20 protein-coding genes and 1 pseudogene are annotated in these 24,099 nt (G+C 35.7%); all 21 read right to left on the reverse strand.

Annotated features, from left to right (window positions below; all coding sequences use genetic code 11):
* Nucleotides 1-178 precede the first annotated feature (178 nt).
* Complete coding sequence (locus ACIQXW_RS07700) at nt 179-337, reverse strand: hypothetical protein (RefSeq protein WP_402760849.1); 159 nt, start codon at nt 335-337, stop codon at nt 179-181.
* 147 nt (nt 338-484) lie between these two features.
* Complete coding sequence (locus ACIQXW_RS07705; protein WP_402760851.1) at nt 485-1,723, reverse strand: CynX/NimT family MFS transporter; 1,239 nt, start codon at nt 1,721-1,723, stop codon at nt 485-487.
* Between the two features lie 4 nt (nt 1,724-1,727).
* Nucleotides 1,728-2,417, reverse strand: coding sequence for a FadR/GntR family transcriptional regulator (locus ACIQXW_RS07710; RefSeq protein WP_340824466.1), 690 nt, complete (start codon nt 2,415-2,417; stop codon nt 1,728-1,730).
* A 619-nt stretch (nt 2,418-3,036) separates the two neighbouring features.
* Nucleotides 3,037-3,771 carry a metallophosphoesterase gene (locus ACIQXW_RS07715; RefSeq protein WP_401016856.1) on the reverse strand — a complete coding sequence of 245 codons (735 nt, stop codon included), beginning with the start codon at nt 3,769-3,771 and terminating at the stop codon, nt 3,037-3,039.
* A gap of 214 nt (nt 3,772-3,985) precedes the next feature.
* The gene (locus tag ACIQXW_RS07720) at nt 3,986-4,216 is read right to left on the reverse strand and encodes a hypothetical protein (protein WP_401016858.1); all 231 of its coding nucleotides are present in this window, start codon (nt 4,214-4,216) and stop codon (nt 3,986-3,988) included.
* Between the two features lie 494 nt (nt 4,217-4,710).
* Nucleotides 4,711-4,902 (reverse strand): hypothetical protein, encoded by a 192-nt coding sequence (locus ACIQXW_RS07725; protein WP_402760854.1) that lies wholly within the window; start codon nt 4,900-4,902, stop codon nt 4,711-4,713.
* A gap of 92 nt (nt 4,903-4,994) precedes the next feature.
* Entirely contained in the window at nt 4,995-5,363 is a 369-nt protein-coding gene (locus ACIQXW_RS07730) for a hypothetical protein (protein ID WP_402760856.1), read from the reverse strand.
* A gap of 6 nt (nt 5,364-5,369) precedes the next feature.
* Complete coding sequence (locus ACIQXW_RS07735) at nt 5,370-5,864, reverse strand: hypothetical protein (RefSeq protein ID WP_402760858.1); 495 nt, start codon at nt 5,862-5,864, stop codon at nt 5,370-5,372.
* Between the two features lie 953 nt (nt 5,865-6,817).
* Nucleotides 6,818-7,372: pseudogene (locus ACIQXW_RS07740) on the reverse strand (RHS repeat-associated core domain-containing protein); the annotation flags it as partial.
* Between the two features lie 736 nt (nt 7,373-8,108).
* Nucleotides 8,109-8,459 carry a hypothetical protein gene (locus ACIQXW_RS07750; RefSeq protein WP_402760862.1) on the reverse strand — a complete coding sequence of 117 codons (351 nt, stop codon included), beginning with the start codon at nt 8,457-8,459 and terminating at the stop codon, nt 8,109-8,111.
* A 23-nt stretch (nt 8,460-8,482) separates the two neighbouring features.
* Nucleotides 8,483-13,357, reverse strand: coding sequence for a DNRLRE domain-containing protein (locus ACIQXW_RS07755; protein WP_402760864.1), 4,875 nt, complete (start codon nt 13,355-13,357; stop codon nt 8,483-8,485).
* A 743-nt stretch (nt 13,358-14,100) separates the two neighbouring features.
* Entirely contained in the window at nt 14,101-14,514 is a 414-nt protein-coding gene (locus ACIQXW_RS07760; protein WP_402760866.1) for a cupin domain-containing protein, read from the reverse strand.
* A 46-nt stretch (nt 14,515-14,560) separates the two neighbouring features.
* The gene (gene arcC, locus ACIQXW_RS07765; RefSeq protein ID WP_402760868.1) at nt 14,561-15,496 is read right to left on the reverse strand and encodes a carbamate kinase; all 936 of its coding nucleotides are present in this window, start codon (nt 15,494-15,496) and stop codon (nt 14,561-14,563) included.
* Nucleotides 15,489-16,922 (reverse strand): YlbE family protein, encoded by a 1,434-nt coding sequence (locus tag ACIQXW_RS07770; protein WP_402760870.1) that lies wholly within the window; start codon nt 16,920-16,922, stop codon nt 15,489-15,491. Before ACIQXW_RS07770 ends, arcC begins: the two co-directional genes overlap by 8 nt.
* Nucleotide 16,923: 1 nt before the next feature.
* Nucleotides 16,924-18,477, reverse strand: coding sequence for an acyl-CoA synthetase FdrA (gene fdrA / locus ACIQXW_RS07775; RefSeq protein WP_402760872.1), 1,554 nt, complete (start codon nt 18,475-18,477; stop codon nt 16,924-16,926).
* Nucleotides 18,467-19,408 carry an oxamate carbamoyltransferase subunit AllH family protein gene (locus ACIQXW_RS07780; protein ID WP_402760874.1) on the reverse strand — a complete coding sequence of 314 codons (942 nt, stop codon included), beginning with the start codon at nt 19,406-19,408 and terminating at the stop codon, nt 18,467-18,469. Before ACIQXW_RS07780 ends, fdrA begins: the two co-directional genes overlap by 11 nt.
* A 231-nt stretch (nt 19,409-19,639) precedes the next feature.
* Complete coding sequence (locus ACIQXW_RS07785; protein WP_340824444.1) at nt 19,640-20,317, reverse strand: cysteine hydrolase family protein; 678 nt, start codon at nt 20,315-20,317, stop codon at nt 19,640-19,642.
* 211 nt (nt 20,318-20,528) lie between these two features.
* Nucleotides 20,529-20,690, reverse strand: a complete 162-nt coding sequence (locus tag ACIQXW_RS07790; protein WP_172771582.1) for a XapX domain-containing protein — start codon at nt 20,688-20,690, stop codon at nt 20,529-20,531.
* A gap of 72 nt (nt 20,691-20,762) precedes the next feature.
* Nucleotides 20,763-20,948: a XapX domain-containing protein gene (locus ACIQXW_RS07795; RefSeq protein ID WP_172771583.1), complete on the reverse strand. Its 186-nt coding sequence runs from the start codon at nt 20,946-20,948 to the stop codon at nt 20,763-20,765.
* A gap of 261 nt (nt 20,949-21,209) precedes the next feature.
* Entirely contained in the window at nt 21,210-22,838 is a 1,629-nt protein-coding gene (locus tag ACIQXW_RS07800) for a PucR family transcriptional regulator (protein WP_402760876.1), read from the reverse strand.
* Between the two features lie 548 nt (nt 22,839-23,386).
* Entirely contained in the window at nt 23,387-23,935 is a 549-nt protein-coding gene (locus tag ACIQXW_RS07805) for a hypothetical protein (RefSeq protein WP_340824439.1), read from the reverse strand.
* Nucleotides 23,936-24,099: the final 164 nt, after the last annotated feature.

A 24,099-nucleotide genomic window follows, 5' to 3' on the forward strand; every position in this document is an offset into this window, starting at 1 on the left:
AAACGAAATAATAATGGTCAAACCAGCCAACAAAATAAGCGACTAATACGATAATATATCTGTTTGCCTTTCACTCCTTCCAATTTAAATAAGAAAAGCCCTCCACAGATTATGTGGAAGGCTTTTAAAACATTTGTAAATCAAATCCTACACCTTTTTAAGTTCCCTATAAATATCATTACAAATTTTTCTTTTTAGAAAAAAATCCTTCGAAAATCATATACAAAGCGAGTACAATCCAAAAGCTAAATAACCATGCGGTATTTTCTTTTAAATCAGTAATAATTACAATCGCACCAAATAGCGTAATAAGTATTTTAATGATTAATTTGACCAAAATACATACTCCTTTTTATCGATAGAAAAATAATGATATACCCGAGTCAATTAAACTATTATTTTCAAATGGAAAAATCACTGTTCTTTAATTTATTTGCAATAATTTCACAGCTAATTCCAACACCAAACATTCGTGTCAGGATTACTACTTCAACATAGTATGATGTTGATCTAAATCGTTTGTAACATATCCTTCTTTTCCTGCTCCTATACCAACAATTAACAGAACGAATGAAATACAAATGAGTAAAATAAGAGGGATTGACCATCCACCTGTTATATCATGCAGTGTGCCAACCAACACTGGTCCAACTGCCGCTAAAAGGTAACCGAAAGACTGAGCCATTCCTGACATTTCTGCTGCTTCTTTTCCATCACTTGTTCTTAGTGTGAAGAACATCATGGATAGGCTGAAGGCACTCCCCCCTGCAATTCCAAGAATGATAGCGCAGAAAGGAACTAGCACAGAACTTCCTTGCAGTAGCCCTGCAAATCCAATGATAAATAAGATTGTTGTTGTGATACTTAGACCAACTTGATTTTTCATTTTTTCCGCTAGTACTGGGACAATGAACGTTACAGGGATGAGTGCAAACTGCATTAGAAAAACCATCCAACCAGCAGTATTTGAGTTATACCCTTTCATATTTAAAATATCTGGTAACCATGTGATTAAAGTATAAAACATTAGTGATTGTCCACCCATAAATATTGTTATCTTCCAAGCAAGTGGAGAACGCCACAAACTACCTTTTTTGTTTTTTACATTGACTTGTACTTTCTCACCTTTTTGTCGTTTACTAAGTTGTGGTAGCCACAGCAATAAAGAGATGATTGTCAATACTCCCCATATGCCAAGCGCCCCTTGCCATCCAAAATTGCCAATAGAAGCAATAGGGACACTTACCCCTGAACCAAGCGCACCGAAAAGATTCATGAATATAGCGTATATTCCAGTCATCAAACCTATTTTTTGTGGAAAATTCATTTTTACAATCCCTGGAATAAGTACATTACCCATTGCAATTGCAACCCCAATTAAAATAGTACCAGAAAATAAAGAGAAAATTCCTGAAAATGAGCGAATTACAATACCAATTATAAGTAATATAAGGGCTAAAGTAATCGTTAATTCCATGCCAATCCGATTTGCTATTTTTGGAGCAAACGGTGAAAGCAGTGCAAAGGCAAGTAAAGGTACTGTTGTAATCGTTCCTATAAGAGCATTACTGATACCAAGATCATCTCGTATCAAAGGTATAAGTGAGCCGGCAGAAGTTAAAGGCACTCTTAAATTAGACCCCACTAAGATTATACCAATCAGTAATAACCAACTATTTCTTGTATTTTTATTTAATGTGGATGATATGGCTTCCTTATTCATGTTGTTATTCCTCCATCAATTTAACAATTACTTTTCTTAATGCCTCCATATAGTTTTCAACATAGGTTGCAGCAGCTACTTTATCCTGACTACGAATGGCTGTATATAACTCAATGTGAAGTTCTTCTTCAAATTTAAAAGGCGCATTCATTGTCATTAAATCTTCCACAAACGAATAGATGATTTCTAACAGTGGCTCGTATAAATCAATTAAGAGCTGATTGTTAGAAGCCACTACAACCGCTTTATGAAAACTAATATCTAATTCTATAAAGTGTTCTCGATTACTCTTTTCAGCAGCTTGAAGCGATTCTTGAATATATGATTCAAGTTTTGCTAAATCCGCTTCTGTCCTATGTTCAGCAGCCAACTGGGCAGCCTGTTTTTCTAAAGCTAAGCGCACATCAAGGATTTCAAGCAATGCTGATTTTTTTACATAACGTTTAAGTGCTGCTCCAAGAGAATTGGCAGAGCGTACGGTTGTTCCACTGCCTTGTTTCGTTTCAAGTAATCCTGCATGTACTAAGGCACGAATTGCTTCGCGAAGTGTATTACGGCTGACATCAAACTTTTCCATCAATTCCATTTCAGGAGGTATTCTTTCCCCTACTTGCCAGCTTCCAGATTCAATTAACTGCTCTATTTGAGAAGCCACCTGTTCTACTAGGTTCATTCTGTTTGTTTTTTGAATCATAATTACGCCTCCTTAAATTTGTAGGATGATTGGTATGTTGGTAAAGTTAACATAAAGAAAAAGGATTGTCAATCCGATGTGCATCCTTATTAACATTGCTGAGATATATAGGTAAAGTGCGCATATGAATTTCTAACTTGACGGTAGGAATAAAATTTCGAATTGTAATTTAAAGGAGAATTAAATTAGTGAGGGAATCATCTGCTCTAAGTTTTGATAGTACCGAATTGAGAAAATGACTTAAATTTTGTAGAACGAATAACGCAAAATAAAGATGGACCTCGTTATGTTGGAAATCAACAAATTATAAAAGTAAATAAGATAGATACAAATCTAATTAAATCATAAATAAAAACCACCTATAAAAAACAGGTAGTTTTTTTATTGGCTTTGTGCGCCCATTGAAGGGCAGCGCTGTGCTTTGTAATTTCGATTTTCTCAACATTTAATTCTCTGTCTAAGTTTTTAGCTCAGTATAAGTCCATTAAACGTATTGATTTTACTCACCCTAATTTTCAGAGTATCCAGAATGTATTTTATACAACAGCTTTGCTGAATAGCCACTTCCATGTTTATAAGTTAACCGTTATATAGGTAAAACCGAAAAAAATCCAACAAGTTACTCTAACCTTGTTGGATTTTTACTTTCAACAGATATAATTTGACGATTCGGCCATTCGAGTGCGTGAAGTCGCCCTCCAAATACAGCACCGCCATCAATACCAATAATATTATTGTCACCAAAATAAACATCGTAATTTGTTGGGTCTTGATGTAACTCATATGTTTGTGTATGCCCAAAAATCACCGTTTTCTCGCCTTTATAACCAGTATGAAATTCCTCTCGAACCCATAAAAGTCGTAAGGGGTCTGTGTCCGCTAACGCTACGCCCGGTACAACACCACCATGGACAAAAATTGCATCTTCTAACTCTATATACGTTTCAAAAGTTTCTATAAGCTGTAAATGTTCTTCGAGCTTCGGTAATGTTTGAATGTAACTAGGTAATGTATTAGTGAGAATAGCATCTTCAAAATCTTCCATATGATAGCCATAGCTAGCAAGTGTCGCATCCCCGCCATTGACTACAGCCCAATGATTCCAAGCTTTTGGAGTCCCTAAACGACATGCTTTTAGCATAAGTGCCTCATGATTTCCCAGTAGCACACGTGCCCCAGTGGCTTGTAGCTCAGCAACTATATTCAACACACCACATGAAGCAGGTCCCCGATCAATATAATCCCCGAGCAAAAATAGTTTATCTTGTGTAGCATCGAACTTTACCTTTATTAATAATTCTTCTAAAAGTTCTAATTCCCCATGTATATCACTAATGGCTAAAATACGTGTCATAAAAAGCATCCTTTCTAGTATAACAGGTGTTACTTTTCATTATAGAGAAGAATGTTACAAAATTCGACTTTTTTCGGTTATAAATGATCGCAAAGATACCTGATACTTACTTAATCTCATATATTCTTATATATAAATCAAACTATCCGTGCTTGAGAACAAGTATAATACAATCCCCACAATTCTTATTGATAATTTACGGCTCAATAAAAAACTATAATCTTACCCCATGATTTTTTGATTGAATTATAAAGTAACTATTCGATTCTCCAGTATAATGCCCTACATTATACTCATTTAGATTTATTAAATCCATGTATTGTTTTGGAATAGTACAATCCCACTTTATATCTTCTAACTTAAGCGGGAAGTTGTTATCATTATTGTTAGGGGTATGGATATAAACCCCATCTGATCCAGCATCCTCATCAACTAATTTTTTCATGATTTGCTCCTTTATTTACTGAAACATTCTGTTCTGATATTCCTCTTTTTTATTTTTATACTTTGAAACCTCTTTGACGTAAAAAATTAACGATACCCTGCATAACAATATGGGTTGATGGTATTAACTACTCATTGATTTTGATAAATAAATCGTATAATTGTTAAAGCTATAAATGTTCCAATTAAATTTATCACCCCAAATTTATTCAACTTATTGAATTTAAAATTAATCAGAACTATCATAATGTTTAGCAGAAACAGAACATTAAATTCCAGGTATATAATACTTAATTTTATATTTAAGGCACAAATTATTATGGACAATATAATAATAATATTAAAGTTTTTTAGTGTTTTATTGATATCATTTTTAATAAATTTTATTGTTCTTTTATTTTCAAAAATTAACAAAACCAATATGATTATGGTAACTACTATAATCGATTTTAAAAAAACTATTTGGAAAAATTCGAGCATGTGTGTGCCTCTTTCTTATTTTCTTTTACCGAAGTCAATATATTCATATTTCACTAATGGTCCCCAACTACCATATCTCTTTGCTTTTTTATAATATTGGAAGAAATAGCACTTTACTACCCATACCGCAATACCACCTATGGAAGTACTAAAAACAGTCATCAATTCATTAACAATTACTCCTGATAGAGCTATTGCTACATTCATTTTTGCACCTAATTGAGTAAAATATCTTTTCAATTTAAGAGTATTCTGTTTCCCCTTTAACAAATTAAAAACCATTTTTAGGTTTTCCAGCTTTAATAAGTTTGTTTATCCCATATAATATCTTCATCATATCGATACCCTGCATAACGATATGTGTTGATAGTGTCCATATTATCTGTACCACTTTGAGTTAAAATGTTACCCCATGCGTCATATGTGTAGGATGCTACAAGTTTGCCACTTGCATCTGTCATCCCTAGTACATCACCACGATAGTTTGTAAGGTAATGATAAGGTTTGCCTTCGTAAATCATTGTGAGTGGGTGACCGTTATCATCGTAAACATAACTTTTTACTGCGTAAGAGGTCTTATCCTTTTCATAAAGAACGCGATTGCTATCTCCATCATATGCATAGTAAATAGGTCCATTACTATCAAGTATTAAAATAAAATTCTTCAATAAACTTTAAGCTAAAGTATTAAGCCAATTATCAAAAGAATTTTCAATGGTATTTATTAGATTCTTCTGAGTGGATTCTATTTCCAATTTATACAAATAACAAGTTTGCCCCTCTACAATACCGGTATTTTTCGGTACATCTAAAATACCATCTTCGTAATAAAATTCCCAAACAGTTTCACTTATTTGGTAGGCTGTTACTGAATGAATGATATCATTAATATCATTATATCTATCAATATGGCAATGATTGTGTATAAATATCGTATATTCAGATAGTTCATAGTCAAATTGATTCAAAACTTTTGATGCTAACTCTTCAAAAATCTTTGTCTCTAAATGTGCATAGTAAATGATTTTACCTTCAGAAATCTGATTTGATACATCCTCTACGGAATTCATCTTTAGATATTCTTCAATAAACTCTTGAATTTTTATTATGTCAACAGTGGAATATTCCTCTAACAAATAAATATGATAGCGTAACTTCAATTTTTTCACTCCGTTTATTTCCAAGGTAGCTTGGGTTTATTTTTACCAAATTCTATAGTGAATAAATCGTGATGAATATCCATTCTTGGTTTGATGTGATAGATAACGCTATTCCCCCTATTCCTGTAATGGCTCCTACACAAAAGCCGTTCCAAACCTATATCAATTAAATCCTTTTAAGTTTTTATGTTTAACTAAATAATTTAAAAGCATAGGTAAAGCGTTCATAACGCTTCCTGGTATTGCTGCTACTATTCACCAAGCTAATTTGCATAACTAAAACATTCAACATTACAGGGTTCACAAACCACTAATTATAATATTAAGAGTATGCTAAAAACTCTAGTTTACATCATAGATAAAACCCACCCATTTTGAAAAAAAGGCTAATCAAAATGGGTAGGTTTATTTTGGTAATAAATTTAAATTACATACAGTAAAATAAATATAACATTTTTACTTAGGACAAGAAGTTTAACTACCTATTCCGGTATACATAAAAATCCTCGTTATTCCAAATTATTATCTTATAATATTCTCTCTGTTAAAAATTACAATTATTGTTATAAAAACAAAGAGTATTCGACATCCTACGACTATAAATTTATTATCTTTCTTATAATCCATTATACTAAAAACAAATTCTAGTGACATAAATATAAAATATAAACTAGCTAACAATAAAAAATTTAATTTATTTAAAAATAATAATATTAGTATAAATAAACTGTACAAAGACATTCTTATTAATTGATTATTCATATTTTACCCCTTATATTTCTAATAATGTTAGAAACCATTGTAATAACCATTCTTAGGATACTTATCTCTTCGATCTAAATAATCGAAAATGTGCGTGCCTGGGTCGAAATAAAATCCAGCTAGATTAGCAGCAAAGGTTACCGCAGAAACAATATAACCATCAATACTTGCAGATACACCTTTCCTAATTAATGATTTTTTTATGGTATTAGCAAAAACAATCGCTTAGCTTTACTTAATTGTTTTTTAGCATAGCTAGCTAATATTTTAGTTGCACCTCCGCCTAATGCTGCAGCTGCAAGAAATATTAGTGCATTTATTGTTTTAGATAAAAAACCTTTTTTATTCCACCAAGCGTTTTTCCAATATTCCCTGTCTGGGTCTATATTCGTTACTGGATTATTATTTGCATAATTGTATCCATTAAGCTTTTTTGGTTCAGTTAAATCCCCAAGCATAGGATCCAATGATAGAAAAACTCCGGTATCAGGATTATAGTACCTCGCCATTAAATAATATAATTTTGTATCTTCATCATATCGATAACCTGCATAACGATATGTGTTGATAGTGTCCATATTATCTGTACCACTTTGAGTTAAAATGTTACCCCATGCGTCATATGTGTAAGATGCTACAAGCTTGCCACTTGCATCTGTCATCCCTAGTACATCACCACGATAGTTTGTAAGGTAATGATAAGGTACGCATTTATAAATCATTGTTAGTGGATACCCATTCTGATTGTAAACGTAACTTTTTACTGCGTAAGAGCTTTTATCCTTTCATAGAGAACACGGTTGCTATCTCCATCATAAGCATAGTAAATAGGTCCATTACTATTCTTACTATAGATTCTTCTTCCTTTTTCATCATAGCCATATTCAGCAATAACATTACCTGCATTATTTTTCACTTTTGTTAGCTGATCAAATGCATTCCATTCATACGTATACTTCCATCACTTGTTGAGTTTCCATCTAGATCGTACAAGTATTGCTGATTGTTTACAAACGATAATCGATTCGCTTTATTATACTTATAGGTAGTTGATTCAGTTTTCCCTGCATTTTTCACGCTTTTTGTAAGACGATTCCCAACCTCATCTATGTATAATCCATTTGTGAAACGATCACAAAAATCATTAATACAATAATTAATACAATTAAAACCATTTACATTCCACCTACTTACCTGAGAAATAAAAAACACTTTTTAAGGAAAAGGACATAGCAATGCTATCCCATCATTTCACTTAAAAAGTGTTTCATTTATCAGTATCCCTTGCTACTTGGTGAGGAAATTGAAAATAAAGAGTTGTAATAATATTTCCTTAATGCTTTTGCTTTTGCAATTGATAAATTAAGGAGTTCAAAAATAACTTCCAAAATATAAGTTATTTAATTCTCTATAAAAATAGTCCATACCAATAGACATTTAATAAAAGATTATTAAGTTTTAATAAATAAAAACAAACACCTTGAGCTCTTTTTATAAATCATTATCTACCCTAATCTGCTGTACCTTTTTATCCAACAAATTTATATCAAGTTCACCTGAAATAAAATTGAGTTTTAACCAATATGCTTCATTAACAACATATGTTTTAATCACATCTATAATATTCTTTTCAGTTAACGACTCGACAATAACAAACGAAGGTCCTGCAGGAATATAACTAATTTTCTCATTTCTCATTAAAGTATATAAGTTTTTTGGCGTAGTTATTACAAGCGTATAGGTCATGCCATCTTCTAATTCAATGAAAACATCTATATTATCATCTTCAATATTTTTAATATCACTAAGAGGAGTTGGAAATTCTACTCTAATAATATCCATTTCTTCATCTCCAATGTATAAATTTATTTACCGTACAATTGTTTTAATACATCAATTACTTTTTGCTCATTTGCCTTACTTGATTTAGCTAATATTTCCATTTTTCCGTGATTCATTCTATAAAAAACTCGTGCCCCTTCTCTCCCTCTCAAATAGGAAATATTACCAAATAAATTTTTACTTCCCAATCCCGGATTGGTATTACCATGAAGAAACTTATTTACTAAATCATCAGCCTCTTTTTGAACTGCTGTATTTTTACCCATTTGCTCAGCAGCTTTTACTAAACGTTGATCCTTTTTAATTGAAGAAATTACACCAATTTTAGGTTTAACCTTAATCTTAGTTACTGCTTTTTTCAATACAGTAATAACAATTTTAGCCCATTCTCCATCCGGATCCACAAACAATACAGGATTATTATGAGCATAGTTATAGCTATTTAATGTTTGGGGATTCATCGTATCCCCACCCACAGGATCTAATGAAAGAAAAACTCCTGTATTAGGATTATAGTATCGTACCATTAAATAATAGAGCTTTGTATCTTTATCATAACGATATCCTGCATAACGATATGGGTTGATAGAGTCCATATCATCTATACCACTCTGCGTTAAAATGTTACCCCATGCGTCATATGTGTAGGATGCTACAAGCTTGCCACTTGCATTTGTCATCCCAAGTACATCACCACGATAGTTTGTAAGGTAATGATAAGTTTCGCCTTTGTAAATCATTGTGAGTGGGTGACCGTTATCATCGTAAACATAACTTTTAACTGCGTAGGAGCTTTTATCCTTTTCATAAAGAACACGATTGCTATCTCCATCATAAGCATAGTAAATAGGTCCATTACTATCTTTACTATAAATTCTTCTTCCTTTTTCATCGTAGCCATATTCAGCAATAACAGTACCTGCATTATTTTTTACTTTTGTTAGCTGATCAAATGCATTCCATTCATACGTATACTTTCCATCACTTGTTAAGTTTCCATCTAGATCGTACAAGTATTCCTGATTGTTTACAAGCGATAATTGATTCGCTTTATTATACTTATAGGTAGTTGATTCAGTTTTCCCTGCATTTTCCACGCTTTTTGTAAGACGATTCCCAACTTCATCATACGTGTAGTCCATTTGTGGACCATCAATATATGCTTCTTGCGTTAATTGGTTTAAAGCATCATAAGTGTAATTTACTTTATTAATAATGCTTTTAATATTGTTGTTTGCATCATACTCATATGTGAACTTATGCCATTCAGTTGGGCTTGATAGCGATAATGTCTCTTCTTGTAAACGACCAGATTGATAAACTTTTGATAGTTTGCTACCGTTCGTGAAATTAGTATCTTTTAATTGTCCGGTCACATCGTCATAAGTAAAGGTTGCAAGTGGATTGTCGTTTAACTTTATCTGCTTAGTATTATAAGCATCGTCTGGTTTATATTCTAATGTATTATATCGTTTAAATCCTGGGTATGACAGTTTTGATAAATATTCATCACCTAAATATTCGTAGCTAATATCACCGTCAATATCCCCTTTATCAATCGATTTTAATAACCCATTATCATAGTAGCTAATCCGTTTTAAAGTAGATTCATTTTCTCCATAAATTAGCTGATTGTCCCCATCTTTTGTATAACGCCATACTACTTTTCCATTAACAACAACTGTGGAACTTGGGGCTTCTTGGTCAATTTTATATTCAATACGATTTTTATTAGCTGTTTGAAGCAGGACTAACTCACCATTTTCATCATATTGATAAGAAGTTGTATTATTATTGGGATTTGTTTCTTTCGTAATTTGATTTTTACCATTAAATTCAAATGTTGTCGTAAAACCTTTTGCATTCGTTATCTTATTTAAATTGCCATTTCCATCATATTCATAGGCAGTTTTCTGCTGATTTGCATCGGTTACGGTTTCTAGTTCATTTTTCAAATTATATTGATACTTTGTTTCATTTAGCTTGCCGTCTTTAGATGATAAAATGTTGCCAGACAAATCCTGCACAGTAGTTGTCATGTTAGTAAATGCATCCGTATGGGTAATGACTTTTTGGGAATCCTTATAATTTGTTGCGTAATTTTCCCTAACCCCATCGGATGTCTCCATCCATTCTAAATCACCAAAGTTGTCGTATTTATAATTAGTCGTAGCAATACCTGAAGTAGATGGTATTTCTGACTTTGTTAAATTCCCTTTATCATACCAATACTTACTTACCTTATTTCCCGAATCCGTATGCGTCTCAACATTTTGGAATGCAGTATACGTATACGATTGCTTGTTGTTTTCCGCATCCGTTGTATTTAATAGATTACCGTTAACATCATATTCATTCGTCTGCAAAACTTTAGAAACACCATCAATAGTCTCTGTTTCTTGCAAAAGGTTGTAGTTTTGATCGAGTTTATACGTTCTCTCCTCCCCAGAAGGAGAAATGATTTTTTCTACAACATAATTATTGTTAACAAAATATCTTGTTACACCTTGTTCTGGGTCGGTAATTGTTGCAACGCCCGTTGCTCGATCCAATGAATATTCTGTTTTCGGTTGATTTACAGTATCTTCAGTTGGTTCGTACACATATTTTAAATCTGCACCATTGTATTCGAATTTTGTTCGTTTTTCATTTGCATCAACAATTGTCGTTAGAAATTTATTCGTGTACATAAATTGTGTTGTAGTTTTTGAAATTTTGTTATCCTTGCGGTCTTTCAACACATCTACATATTGTAAATAGCCATCTGTAGTATATCGATACGTAATTTGTTGGTCACCATAAGTCATTGTGCTAATTAAGCCATCTTTATCATAACCAAACTGAAGTTTTTTATTTAAGACATCCTTACCTAAATCCGTTGCAATCTCTGTCAATTTATTACTACTATCATAAACATAATTAATTTTATTATTCTTACGATCTATTTGAGTCGTAATATAAGCAACCTTTACATCTGTATCAGTTGTGGACTCACGAACTTTAAAAATTGTTTGGTTGCCGTATAAATCGTAAAGAGTAAATGTATCTTCTGTATTTTTCTTTATTTTGTCGTAATTACCGTAGTCACCTTTATACTGGTTTGTTGGTGTATCATAAGTGAAAACATGAATTGTACCATCGGCATCTTTATACTGTAGTTGATTACCTTGACTTCCTGTATTAATGAAAATCTTCTCATCACCAGTAAAGCTCCAGCCATAACCAAAAGCTGATTGTTCATAGTCCTTATTATTGTAAGTTCTAGTAAAAGTTAAGCTTGCATCAGCACGCCCTAAAATAAACATATCTTCATATTGTAAAATATTATTATTTGTTGTTAAGTTTACATAATTTGTACCATTCACCAATGGTCGTGAATCATAATCCCAGTAATCTTCTAGACCTAGTCTTGCAGTTGTTTTATACGTGACTACTAGTTGTGGTTTGTATTTATTTAAAGTTGATTGTTCACTACTAGCAAACTTTTTATAAATTTGTGTGGCTTCATTATCACCCTTCAATAACAAACCGTAGTTTGTAGATGGATTATTAATCCATCCTTGTACAACATTAAGTGGAACCTTCCAGTTAACCATTGCGTCTGCTATTGATGTTGGTGGTGTTCCAATATCCTTTACCGTACAAAGTTTATTACTTGAGAAATCTCCACCTGCAGTTTTCCATGTTGTGTATGGAGTTACTTTGGCATAGGTCCAAGAAGCTTGATTTTCCTCCCACGGGCTTGTTACATTGTGCAAATTAATTGCAATAGGTGAATTATTATTTGTCGATGAAAACCATAGATTTAGATCAGCAGATACGATTGTTGTACTTGAAGGTACAGCACTTAAATCAAATTTTAATAAGCTCCTAACCGTATTGCCCCCTACTGCAGTCCCTACGCCGAGTTCAAAGTCATTTCCCCCAGTTTGTGTAGGTGCAGCGCTACGAATTGTCGTATCTTCCATGTTTGCTGAAGTTTGTAGGCGCACAATCGCAGGATCAATCGTTATTGGGTATACACGGTCCTCACTATTTAACCAAGTAGCATCTGGTGCTAAGTAAACAAATAAATCTTGTCCAATTACTTCATAACTTAATGTTAATAAATATGATTTTGCTTCTTCAGGAACTGATTGTATTTCATCAACACTTTGGTATCCTTCAGGTTTATAGCTATCATACATGTACGGTGCTTCAATTAAATATAAAGGAGCATTGGTAGTGGCATCCTTTAAATAAATGGTTTGGTTAACTTGTTCGACTGTTAACCCATCCACATTTACTTTATAAGTAAGCTTCTGCGGAAAACCACCCGTAGGCTTTTCACGATAAACAATATCTTCTTTTACACGATCAGAACCTATTGTGTAAATGACATCAGTATCCTCTAAAATATTCGGATATTTTATTGTATTGTCTTGTACAAGACCTTCTGTATTTCGAACTGGTTCTGTTATATTTGACTTCTTATGTTGGGCTGAAACTAGGCCAAAATCGATTTTACTCGTTTCATCAGTAATCGTGATGTTTTGTTGTGAAGAACTCGTAGCTTTATCAATCACTATAGAGAAGTCATTCGCCTTATTCTTCACGGTTTGTCCATTCTTCGTTTCAACTAAATCATTATCGATGTCTTCCCATTTACCTTGTTCATTTTGAAAGTGAATAGGTTCTTGTGCAATCTCTGCGGTATACGTCCCATCCATATTATCGAACGTTTTTGCATTCTCCGTTCGCAACTCAACTAATTCAGTTGGCTTTTTTTGTTCATGTTTATTTTCTTCCTTGTTGTTTTTTGCTTCTGCGTGTAGCGTAAAGTTTCCAAATGGAATATACGCTATAAAGAGCGCAAGTACAACGCTACAACTCAACCACTTTTCCCAAAATTCCTTCACTTACATTTCTCTCCTAAAAAATTATATATTTTTGATATTCTGTCCATAAATATCAAGAATTTATTTTATCAATGATTAATACATAATAAAACGGTAATATATAGTTACAATTTTTTAGATTAATTATGGTTGTATTGCCTTATATGAGAAATTACAAATGTAATTAGAAAAGCATACCTCAATTTCCAGTTGACCTTGTTTTGGCTCAAAGGATAAATTAGCCATTATATTTGATAAGAACGTGTTAATTGAAGCTAGAAAAGCGTGACTATGAACGCTAGTAAAAGCATGGTAATGAGCGGTTTTTTCTTTAACAAAAGGATACCTTGGCTTGTAAAACCCTAATTAATGAGTTTTCTAATCCAAGGTTTTTACAGTTGACGGTGAATCTATTTTAGAATAGATTATTATATTTTTAGAGGCTTTCTAATAATGTAAGAAATGAGGAGTTTTATATGAAAGCGACTTTAGTTGACAAGGCAAAGAGTATTTTAGAAGGAATTGAAATTGGATTCTCCAGCGAACAAATGGATATGTAAATGGTTTTGTGAAATTCTATTGGCGAGAATATTTAATTACCGGATACGTGGGAACTATAAAATCAAACCTTTCAGATGCAAAAAATCCTTACTATTTTTTCTATTAATTTAATATTTTCACCGTTTAGCCAATCGCCATGCACGTCACAACAAAAGAGCAATCCCGACTATTTTTGTGGATTGCCCTTTTTGGTATTGATGAATTTAATTTTCTACATCTACCATATGTGATGTAAAATTTTCGTTATGGATTCCTTCATGAACCGGTATGAAGATGCTTATCTGTTCGGTAGGTTCGACATCGTCATTAGCAACAGAGTGAACGACTCCTTTTGGAACTAGGAATGTGTCACCTTCTTTATAAGACTTCCATTCACCGTTTTGTAGGAGTTTTACTTTTCCTTTTGTAATATGAATCACTTCAGCCACGTCGTGATAATGGGGCAATACGGCTCCGCCCACCTCAATGCGTTCTCTTAAGACAGAGCTGACACTTACACCTAGTTCATCCGCCTCTTTGGCACTTAGGAGCTCATGGTGATGGACTTTGCGGTGCTCTGTAAATGCATTCCACTTTAATTCATCACCAATTTTCACCTTCGTCTTTTTTTCGGTCATTCCAATCACTCCTTATATGATATTTTCATGTCCGTGCGATACTCGTTTAGTCGAAAATAACGGTACCTGTCCTTCCAAGGATTGCATCCTTTGCTTTATCTAGCGAGGTGATTATCGACTTTCTGCCTTGCTTGCCTCTGACGAATGAAATAGCTGCCTGGACTTTAGGAAGCATACTTCCAGGTGCAAAATGTCCTTCTCTAATCAATTTTTCAGCCTCGTCAACAGATAAATGATCAAGGTTTTGCTGATTCGGCTTACCAAAGTTGATCGCGATTTTTTCGACGGCTGTCAAAATGAACAAAAAGTCTGCATTCAACTCATCAGCTAAGCATCTACTTGCCAAATCTTTGTCAATGACCGCTTCCACGCCGATTAAGGAATGGTTGTTTTCCTCGACTACCGGAATACCTCCGCCACCAACAGCAATCACAATGCGGCCTGCATTCACCAAGTCGTTAATAATATCTTTTTCAACGATTTTAATAGGAACAGGCGATGGAATAACCCGGCGATAGCCGCGGCCAGAATCCTCAATATAAATGTCACCTGTTTCAGCCATTAATCTTTGTGCCTCTTCTTTTGAATAAAAGGAACCAATCTGTTTTGTAGGATTTTGAAAGGCGTGATCGTTCTTATCAACCACCACCTGACTGACAATCGTTGCGACTGATTTATTGATGGAGCGCTTTAACAGTTCTTCTTGGATTGCATTTTGCAAATGGTAGCCTATATACCCTTGGCTCATTGCCACGCACTCAGCAAATGGCATGCTGGAAATGCTTGCATGTTCCTTCGAGCTTTTTTCAAATGCAAGATTAATAGAACCGACTTGCCGCCCGTTTCCATGGGCAATAACTACATCATGGCCTTGTTCAATTAAATCGACAATCGGTTTTGCCGCACCGTGTACTAATTGCTGCTGTTCCTGGGGCGTAGAACCAAGAGCGTTTCCTCCAAGCGCTATTAAGATTCTACTCATTTACAGCGCCCTCTCCATAAACTTCATAGAAACGAAGGAAGCCTTTTTCGAAGCATTCCATAGGAGGATGGACGATACCAGCGCCAATTTGCCCGATTCCAGCTACTTTATGTGCTATACCTGTATTAATGACTGGAAGAATGTTTGTTTCAATTACTTTTTTAACATCAATTCCAAAGGCAGCTCCGCGAAAGTTTAAAGTTGGAATGGAATAATTGCTATTTTCACTTACCGTAATTTCATACATTTGCTCGCTATATTGAATTGCGTCTTTTACCTCGCCTCCAACAAATTGAACAATTGCAGGGGAACCGCCCATCGCAAACCCGCCAATTCCCATCGTCTCTGTAATGGCACTATCTCCTAGATCCCGAGTTGCCTCCTCCTCAGAATACCCTGGGAAAAATAAACCTTTGATAAAGTTTGCAGGTGCCGTAAACCATTCCTTTTCACTTAGCCCACTAATGCAAATGCCAAATTCCACACCATTTCTGGCCATTGTCGTGACAACAGTGGAATATGGAACACCATGCCCTGCATCAAGTGCAGCTTTACATGCTGGCATGGACAGATTTAAGAAATAGTGTTCATTGTTTTGGATAAAACGCAAGACCTCTCGTAATGTGTCAGTCTCGATTTCGATTTGCATGAAATAATCAGCAATCTCCCGGTAGAAAAGACTTGTTGCCGCCTTATTGCGGTTATGGCATTCATCCCCCATATGAAGAGCTTGAGCCGTGATGGATTTCAAATCAATTCCATCTGTTAGCACAAGCGCCTTTTTCAATGCAGGGGTGAAAACATCGCGCAGCCACTTTAGCCGATTAATTACTTCGCTGGAAAAAGCACCAAAACGCAATACCTTGCCTAGACCTTCATTAATCGAACAATATGCTCTGTTTCCATGTGTTCTGTTTTCAATGACATGTACTGGCATGGATGGGGAGACGATGCCCGCCATTGGCCCAACTGTTGAATGCTCATTACATGAGCCAAATTCAATTTCTCCAGCATTAATTAATGCTCTCGCTTCTTCCTCGTTCGCTGCCATTCCTTCAAAAATGAGTGCTCCGATAATTGCACCTTGCATTGGACCAGCCATGTTTTCCCAGGCGATAGGAGGTCCAGAGTGCAGTATTTTTTTGCTGTGCATACTTGGAATGACATCGATAGCCCGCTCAATATCGATTAAGAAAGGATGGGCATCCTTAATGCGTTGAATGGCTTCCTGGTTTGCCTTTTCCACCTTTTCATTGTCCAGAAAGAAATCTAATGCTTTGAGTAGTTGAATATTGCCTCCTGCTGGGGGCTGCCAGTCAACTTGGATTGTTTCGATGCCCTGCAGGTCTAAATCTTCTTTAAATTTGGACGTTCCGATGTTAATCACACGTAATGGCTGATTAAAAAGCTCATTTAGCGTACTCAATTTAATTGACCTCCTTTTGCACAAGCATTGCTGCAATTCTCGTTGCCATTTCATTGCTGTCAGCTACATAAACACCAACAGATTGAAGTTTTTTTTCCTGCTGCTGATAATCTTGCTTATCTTTGAAAGTTCCGCAAATATAGGCAACGACCGGCAAGTACCTTCCTGCCTGTGCGGCCTCATCCCTTGCTAATTTAATCGTATCTAGCGTCACACCTACTGGATCATCATGAGCTCCAAATCCCAATTCAAAGTCCAATAATAAGACAGCCGTTTTTGGGTCTTTTGCTTCTTGAAGAATCCGATCATTTCTAAGTGAGGGCTCTATCATCGGATGAGGTTTCCCCTTTGTAAATTCGTCATCCCCCATATCTAGCAACGTATGGCCTACACTATAGGTAATATCGCTAAGTTTCTCTTCCACTTTCTTTGCTACATTGCTTTTGACAGTTTTTCCTGTAGATCGGATAATTGACAATGCTTCTGCCGTCAGCGTACCGCCGCAAAATAATCCGCGAATGTCCTGTTGAGAATCCTTTAATTTTGCTTTTTCTGCAGTGATCCATCTTTCCACACCATCCGTAATTTCAGTTTCAATTACTGCTTGTGCATCAAGCAATTTAACAGACTTGCGGGCAGCATCAATTAATGTTGGTGAAAAAGTTGCTCCTGCTGCCTCTACTGCTTTTGCATCTCCATCCAGGAAGCAGACTACTACTGGTTTTTTACATTTTTTCACTGCTGCAAGAATTTTGTCCTGAACACTTGGGGCAGGCGGCTTGGAAATTAATGTGATGACCTTCGTATTCTCATCGTTCTCCAATGCTTTAAGCCCTTGAAGCATCATAATACCGCCGATTGATTCATCGAGATCGCGACCCCCTGTGCCAATCGCTTGTGTAATGCCAAACCCCAGGCGGTCGATTTGCACTGTCACTTCTTGTAGCCCAGTACCGGAGGCTGCGACTAAACCAATGCCTCCTTCGCTTACTTTATTCGCAAAGCAAAGTCCGCTGCGATTAATAATTGCTGTACCGCAATCTGGCCCCATGACGAATAACCCATTGTCTCTACCTTTTTCCTTCAACACTTTTTCATCTTCGATACTAACATTGTCACTGAACAGCATGACGTGCATGCCTTTCTTTAATGCTTGATTCGCTTCGCGTGCAGCATATTTCCCAGGAACAGAGATAATTGCCATATTTGCTCCCGGCATTAGATTCAATGCTGAATTTATAGTTTTCGCTGTATGATTATTTTCTTTCCCTTTCTTTTCCTTCTTAGCTGTTAATTCTGTATAGATGAGCTCCATCACTTCCTCTGCACGCTTATCTGTATCTGTAATCAAGGCAATAATCAAATCATTTGCTGTTGCTTCTTTTGCCTCATCTGTCAGCAGTCCAATGTTTGCCAGCAAATCTTTGTTCATTTGGGTCGCCATCGAGATAACTGCTTGTTCGACACCCTCGATACTATTCATTTTGCTAGACAGTGACATTAGCGTTACCGAATCATGATAGGCGTTCCTTTCTATCAATACTTTAGATGCCATTATGTATTTCCTCCTTATGGTCTATAAGCTGTTGGTATGCCACACTGACACCAGTCAACATATCCGTCCCAGAGGTAGATCCAATTTTTAACACTCGCTGTAAATGAGGAATTGGATTACTATCCATGCTGTCCAATACATCTAGCAAGGCTTCATTAAGCTGCCCCTCCAAGCATTGCTTTAACATAAAATAGCTAACAGTGGTTGTTCTTCCTTTCAACTTCTGTAGCCACTCGGCGCTGCAACTTTCAACTTTCTTGTATAGAGGGGCTTCAAAATACTTCCAAGTTGCCAGCAGCCCTGTTAGAAAATCATCGCCTGCTGGCGTCAGCCCGATCCCAAGACCGGCAAACTTTAATAAAAACGTATCGAGCTTATCTGCCTTTATTTCCTGATTTAGCTGATTTAACCCCTCCAAGAAAGAGGAAAAGTAGAAATCCTTCCGTGTGGCAATAGGAACTTCCCAATCTGGATAAGTGAAACTTTTCCATGCCGGAAAAATCCCTGCCGTTGCTCCGTTGTTTAGAATGAAATGGTTCAATAGCGACAAGTGGTAACAAGTTGGCTCGTGCTTAGCTTGCCAGCGCGGCTTAATACCTCTGTTCCAAAGCGCAGCATTTGAAAAATCCCATTGCCAATCGCTAATATTCAAGAGATTATAATCTACTAAATAAATTTCTTTAGTCGACTTTAAAGTTGAACACATCTCAGAAAAAAGATCATTTTCTAAGGTTTTCATCATTCCTGGTGATTGAATCACCTCATTCTTTGCCAAAGAAAATAGCAAAGTGCCGTCATTGGTTATGAAATTGACCACCTTATCAAAAATACTGTGGATTGCTCCGATTTGTTCGCCAATCGGTTGGTGGCGTAACCATTCAAGCAGACGGCCGTCCATTTGATTGATTTTACTTGTATAAGTTCTAACCATTGATATCACCAAATTTTCAAGATTGACAATTTCAGCAAACGACCGAGAATTGTTCTCCCTATCTACAACAATAATAGATATTTTCGGACTTCTTACTTATCATCATGGGGCAGAATGAGTTTGAGAGGTATATAGGGGCATGCTATGGACATGGGAATAGAGCATGCCCTCAAAAAGCTTTATTCAACATTAGAAAATTTCATGGATTTATCTGGTGGAAAGTTGCTTTCCTTATTTACCTAGTGAAGCAAGCAGATTCTGAGAAGATGCTGTCCACCCAAAGATGCCACCTTGCTGGTTAATCATGTGTATGGAATCTTCATGGTCTCTTGGATCAAATGCCGCTGAGCAATCTTCGAGCAGTAAGCATTCAAATCCACGGTCATTCGCTTCACGAATTGTTGTTTGAACACAGACATGTGTCGTTACGCCAGCGACAAGCAAATGTGTAATGCCTTTATTTTTCAAAATCACTTCAAGGTCTGTTTGATAGAAAGCGCCTTTCCCAGGTTTGTCAATAACAATCTCGCCTTCAACCGGCTTTAGCTCATCCACAATATCATGACCATATTCACCTCGGATAAGAATTCTTCCCATTGGGCCTTCATCACCGATGCCTGCACCTTGCTTGCTGCCGCGTTTCAGTTTGCTTGGTGGGCAATCCGATAAGTCTAGTCGATGCCCTTCGCGGGTATAAATCACCATCAAGCCTTTCTCACGTGCAACTTCCAGTACTGTCTGAGTGGTAGGAATGATGGCGCGTGTTAGCGTAATATCATTCCCCAGTTTCTCGCCAAATCCGCCAGGGGCACAAAAGTCACGCTGCATATCAATGATAATTAGGGCAGTTTTTTCTAACTCAAATTCAAAACTATAAGGTTTCGCATCTATTGCATATACTTTACTCATGTAAATCTCCCTCTCAAATGTAATTTAAAATAGATAGATCTTGGATACTACCCGCAATCCTTTTACAAAGATTCTTTTTGTTGAACTGAATAAAATACAGAAAAAACTATAGTTCATTATTTTGAGATATATACAAACTTCCATAGGTTAATAACTGATACTATTCTATTAACCGGTTATACAATAAAGGAAGGAGGATTTAATGTCTTCTTTAGAAAAGATGAAGGACAGCGTTTACTAACTCTGCGCCAAGAAAGATTCCTATTACCCCTACAATTCCGATAAGAGGAGGCGCCGGAACTGGCAGCTTAATGAATTTGAACAATATGCCTACTAGTAAACCTCCAATTAAAGACAGAACGATCTGCAACATCTTACTTGCTCCTTTTTATGTGGGATGTATTTATCAAAAAACATAGCGACCAATCATACACTTTTAATTTTTTTATGTACTCACCTTTCTCTTTTCTTTAAGAGCTTTGAAAAGAGAATCCATCAGTACACCTCCTAAAAATATACCTACCATTCCAAATATTCCAACTAACGGAGGGGCAGGTAACGGCAACTTAACTAATGAAAATAAAATGCCTACAATCAAACCACCTGCTAAAGACAAAAGATAGTCACGCATTTTAAACACTCCTTGTATCCCAAAGTGTAAACAGAAACCTATTACTTGAATCTTGTTTCTATGGCGGCTGAATATTGATTACCTCCATCCTTTAATACCTAAATAATAGCACTTGAAAGCGGTTTAATCATTGTAAGAAGTTGATATTTATTTCACTTTTAATTGGCAACTTTCTACGAAGCGGAACGTCTTTTTAACAAAAAAAAGACATTGTCTTATAGACAATGTCTAAAGTAACGACAGTTGGGAGTTCCCCCACCCTTACCCTTTTTTCAGTTGCAAGTATTGATGCAATTGGTAGGCCAATGCAATTTCTGTTAATTCAAATCCGTCCTCACCGTCTATTCCAAGTTCTTTCAGCTTATTTATCCGATAGCGCATCGTATTATAATGAACAAACATATCCTCTGATGTTTTTTGCACATTTGTATTGTTTTTAATGTAGTACCTGAGGGTTTCTATAAGGTTAGTATTTTTCTTTTTGTCATATTCGAACACTTTACCTAATTTCTCCATTACGAAATCTTCTAGGATAAAAAGATTCTCAACGTAATGAAAAAGGCGGAACAAGCCGATATCACCATAAAAATGAACATAGGATTGTTTTTGTAAGTTTTCTTTATACACTTGAAATACTAATGTTGAATTGTCGTAATACTCTTTAATCTGGTTAAAACGGTGCACTGTATCGGAAATGCTGACTCCAAGATTACCGTACTTCTCAAACAGTGAAAGAATCACATCCCCTAGATTTTGGAGTTTTTGTCGAACATTATTTTCTGAAACGAGACTAATAAAACAAACTAACGAGTCATTAATATAAAGAACCTTGCAATTTTCTATAGGAACATCGACAATTTTTGAAGCAGACCTCTCAATCAAACCTGAATCGAGCATTTTGTGGAATATTGCTAATTTCTTTTCGCTTTCTTTCTCATTTGTTTTGATGCTCACCAAGACAAACGGGAATTGCAAGTTCCATTTAAACACTTTCGCTTTTTCGATCATTTCGGTTTGAGAGGAATATTGATTATGAAAAATGTCCCTGACAAAACTGCTTAAATGATTCCTTTCTTTTTGAAGCAATGTTTGCTCTGTTTGAAATAAAAAAGCAATTATAAAGGATGCCTGTTCGATGGCAATAATCATGTCCTCTGTCAGATTTTTTTCTTTATCCAACAAAACGACTAAAAAGCCATACTCGTTGCCTCCAGCGTAAATGCACTGAATAAAAATGTCATTTTTTTCATAAAAGGTATTACCCACTTGAACTGAAAACGCGCTGTAGCTCGAGTCCGAATTATATGGCTTGCGATGAATTAATATTTCATTTTCTTTTTGTATAGAAGACCGAACATATTCAAAATCATTGTTTAGAAGCAAGATAGGGGCGTTAACGAGATTCGCAATAGAAAGAACGAACTTGTTTACATCAGTGCCTTCCAATAATAGCTCTAGCAATTGCTGGTGCATCTTATTTCGGAATTCCAACAGAGATGTCTTTACATCTAAAAACTTTGTCAGTACCTGATTGGCAAGTGTTGATAAGTTTGCACCATCTGGGAGCTGCATTAACGGAATCCCGAGCTCATTAGCTTGCTCCACCATAATTTCGGGAATTTCAGCGACATATCTTCCTGGCTTAATTGCAATTCCTGCAAGATTCATTTCTGCCAATTTTGGAATCAATGTTTGAATATGCTCCGGTTTATCCGCAATAGGATACAATGTGGTAAGCAGTAATCCATTTTGATCGATATATGCGTAAATGTCGGGTACTTCCATAAAATACACGTTTTCAACTCTGCGGTTCAAACCAGAATCGCCAGCAATCACTTTTACGTCTTCATACCCCTCCATTTTTAATACATCACATATAGTAATAAACATAATATCACTCCAAACGAGGGAAGAATGTTCCCGTATTTTCGTTTTTTATGTCAAATGCTTTGCGTGACCGTTTTATTATGGATGGTTGCGGTGATTGAGAGGAAAATGAATTCACCGCCCGAAACTTTCATTAAAATACATCTTGCAAGAAACAAGATTTTTTTAATTATAACACGTATACAAGGACGGACCATTGCTCATCAATAACGGCTGTAGTCCTTAATTTTTTACAATATATCTTTATTAGTCGTTGTATTTTTAGCATAAAAAAGGCCAAGACGCCTATCAAATAAGCCCTCTTAGTCACTGATGATTCTAATTATTAAACTTTGTTTCAAATGCATTAAAAAGAGCAAATGAAGTAGTTTATTGTTTTCCTCAACTGTTAAAAAATCATTTTCTATCCAACATTTTTATATAGTTCCGCTATGAAAAAAGACAGCTTTCTCTTCTTCTGCTTATCATATCGCTGCGATATTATCTCTATGTTAGCCATTCATTTGAGAACGAGAAAGGTTGTCATCGCCGCGGATACGGATGACAGTTAATCAGGGTGCAAAGACCTCTGGATTATCGCCTCGCCATGCGCCTATGCAGCCAATTAGACAGACCGTGTAGCTTCTCATTACGCTACCGATTTCACTGTCCGCATATTCAATTACGAGATTTACGCCCTGCTTGCGCCATGCCAAAATTCGACCGGAAAATCCAGACCACCTACATTCTTCATCCATTTCAGGTTGACCATATGCCTTTATCGTCTGGTCTGGTGTTGAGCTCATCGTAATTCCCTTTGGAAGCTTTCCAGAAAACGGAGCTTTAATTCTATCATCCGACCCGGGCGCAAGAAAATGGAGTGCGCCAATGATCCATTCATCTTGATTTGTATATTTGAGTCCAGTCAGATCATTTATTTTTGGTGCACGATAAATATCGATGCGTATCGATGTTTTCACAGACCAAATAATATCGTCTTTAAAATAGCTGTTCGGGGATGGCATTCTCTTGACACCGAATGATTGCAGTAAAGCTTGAACATTCCTGGGATTATACGGATGGCCAAGCAGTTCAATGAGTAGTTCAGATGGTTCTTTCATTCGTAAATCCACTCCTTTCGCTTCTTTCAAGGGATACAACATGATGAAATCGTAGTGTCCCTTAAAAGGACTTTTTTCTGATAATACCGTCCCCCGTCTCGTTGTACCGGGGTAAAACCATTGGCTCTGTATTAATCCTTATATTCTACATTGCTTCCAATTTC

Origin of the sequence: Lysinibacillus sp. NPDC097162 (assembly GCF_044762185.1) — a bacterium.
In the GTDB taxonomy this organism is placed as follows: Bacteria; Bacillota; Bacilli; order Bacillales_A; family Planococcaceae; genus Lysinibacillus.

Coding starts and splice junctions, on each gene's coding strand:
- ACIQXW_RS07705 (WP_402760851.1), bottom strand. CDS start 1,723: ATGAATAAGGAAGCCATATCATCCACATTAAATAAAAATACAAGAAAT.
- ACIQXW_RS07710 (WP_340824466.1), bottom strand. CDS start 2,417: ATGATTCAAAAAACAAACAGAATGAACCTAGTAGAACAGGTGGCTTCT.
- ACIQXW_RS07715 (WP_401016856.1), bottom strand. CDS start 3,771: ATGACACGTATTTTAGCCATTAGTGATATACATGGGGAATTAGAACTT.
- ACIQXW_RS07720 (WP_401016858.1), bottom strand. CDS start 4,216: ATGAAAAAATTAGTTGATGAGGATGCTGGATCAGATGGGGTTTATATC.
- ACIQXW_RS07725 (WP_402760854.1), bottom strand. CDS start 4,902: ATGAATGTAGCAATAGCTCTATCAGGAGTAATTGTTAATGAATTGATG.
- ACIQXW_RS07750 (WP_402760862.1), bottom strand. CDS start 8,459: ATGGATATTATTAGAGTAGAATTTCCAACTCCTCTTAGTGATATTAAA.
- ACIQXW_RS07760 (WP_402760866.1), bottom strand. CDS start 14,514: ATGACCGAAAAAAAGACGAAGGTGAAAATTGGTGATGAATTAAAGTGG.
- arcC (WP_402760868.1), bottom strand. CDS start 15,496: ATGAGTAGAATCTTAATAGCGCTTGGAGGAAACGCTCTTGGTTCTACG.
- fdrA (WP_402760872.1), bottom strand. CDS start 18,477: ATGGCATCTAAAGTATTGATAGAAAGGAACGCCTATCATGATTCGGTA.
- ACIQXW_RS07780 (WP_402760874.1), bottom strand. CDS start 19,408: ATGGTTAGAACTTATACAAGTAAAATCAATCAAATGGACGGCCGTCTG.
- ACIQXW_RS07785 (WP_340824444.1), bottom strand. CDS start 20,317: ATGAGTAAAGTATATGCAATAGATGCGAAACCTTATAGTTTTGAATTT.
- ACIQXW_RS07790 (WP_172771582.1), bottom strand. CDS start 20,690: ATGTTGCAGATCGTTCTGTCTTTAATTGGAGGTTTACTAGTAGGCATA.
- ACIQXW_RS07795 (WP_172771583.1), bottom strand. CDS start 20,948: ATGCGTGACTATCTTTTGTCTTTAGCAGGTGGTTTGATTGTAGGCATT.
- ACIQXW_RS07800 (WP_402760876.1), bottom strand. CDS start 22,838: ATGTTTATTACTATATGTGATGTATTAAAAATGGAGGGGTATGAAGAC.
- ACIQXW_RS07805 (WP_340824439.1), bottom strand. CDS start 23,935: ATGAAAGAACCATCTGAACTACTCATTGAACTGCTTGGCCATCCGTAT.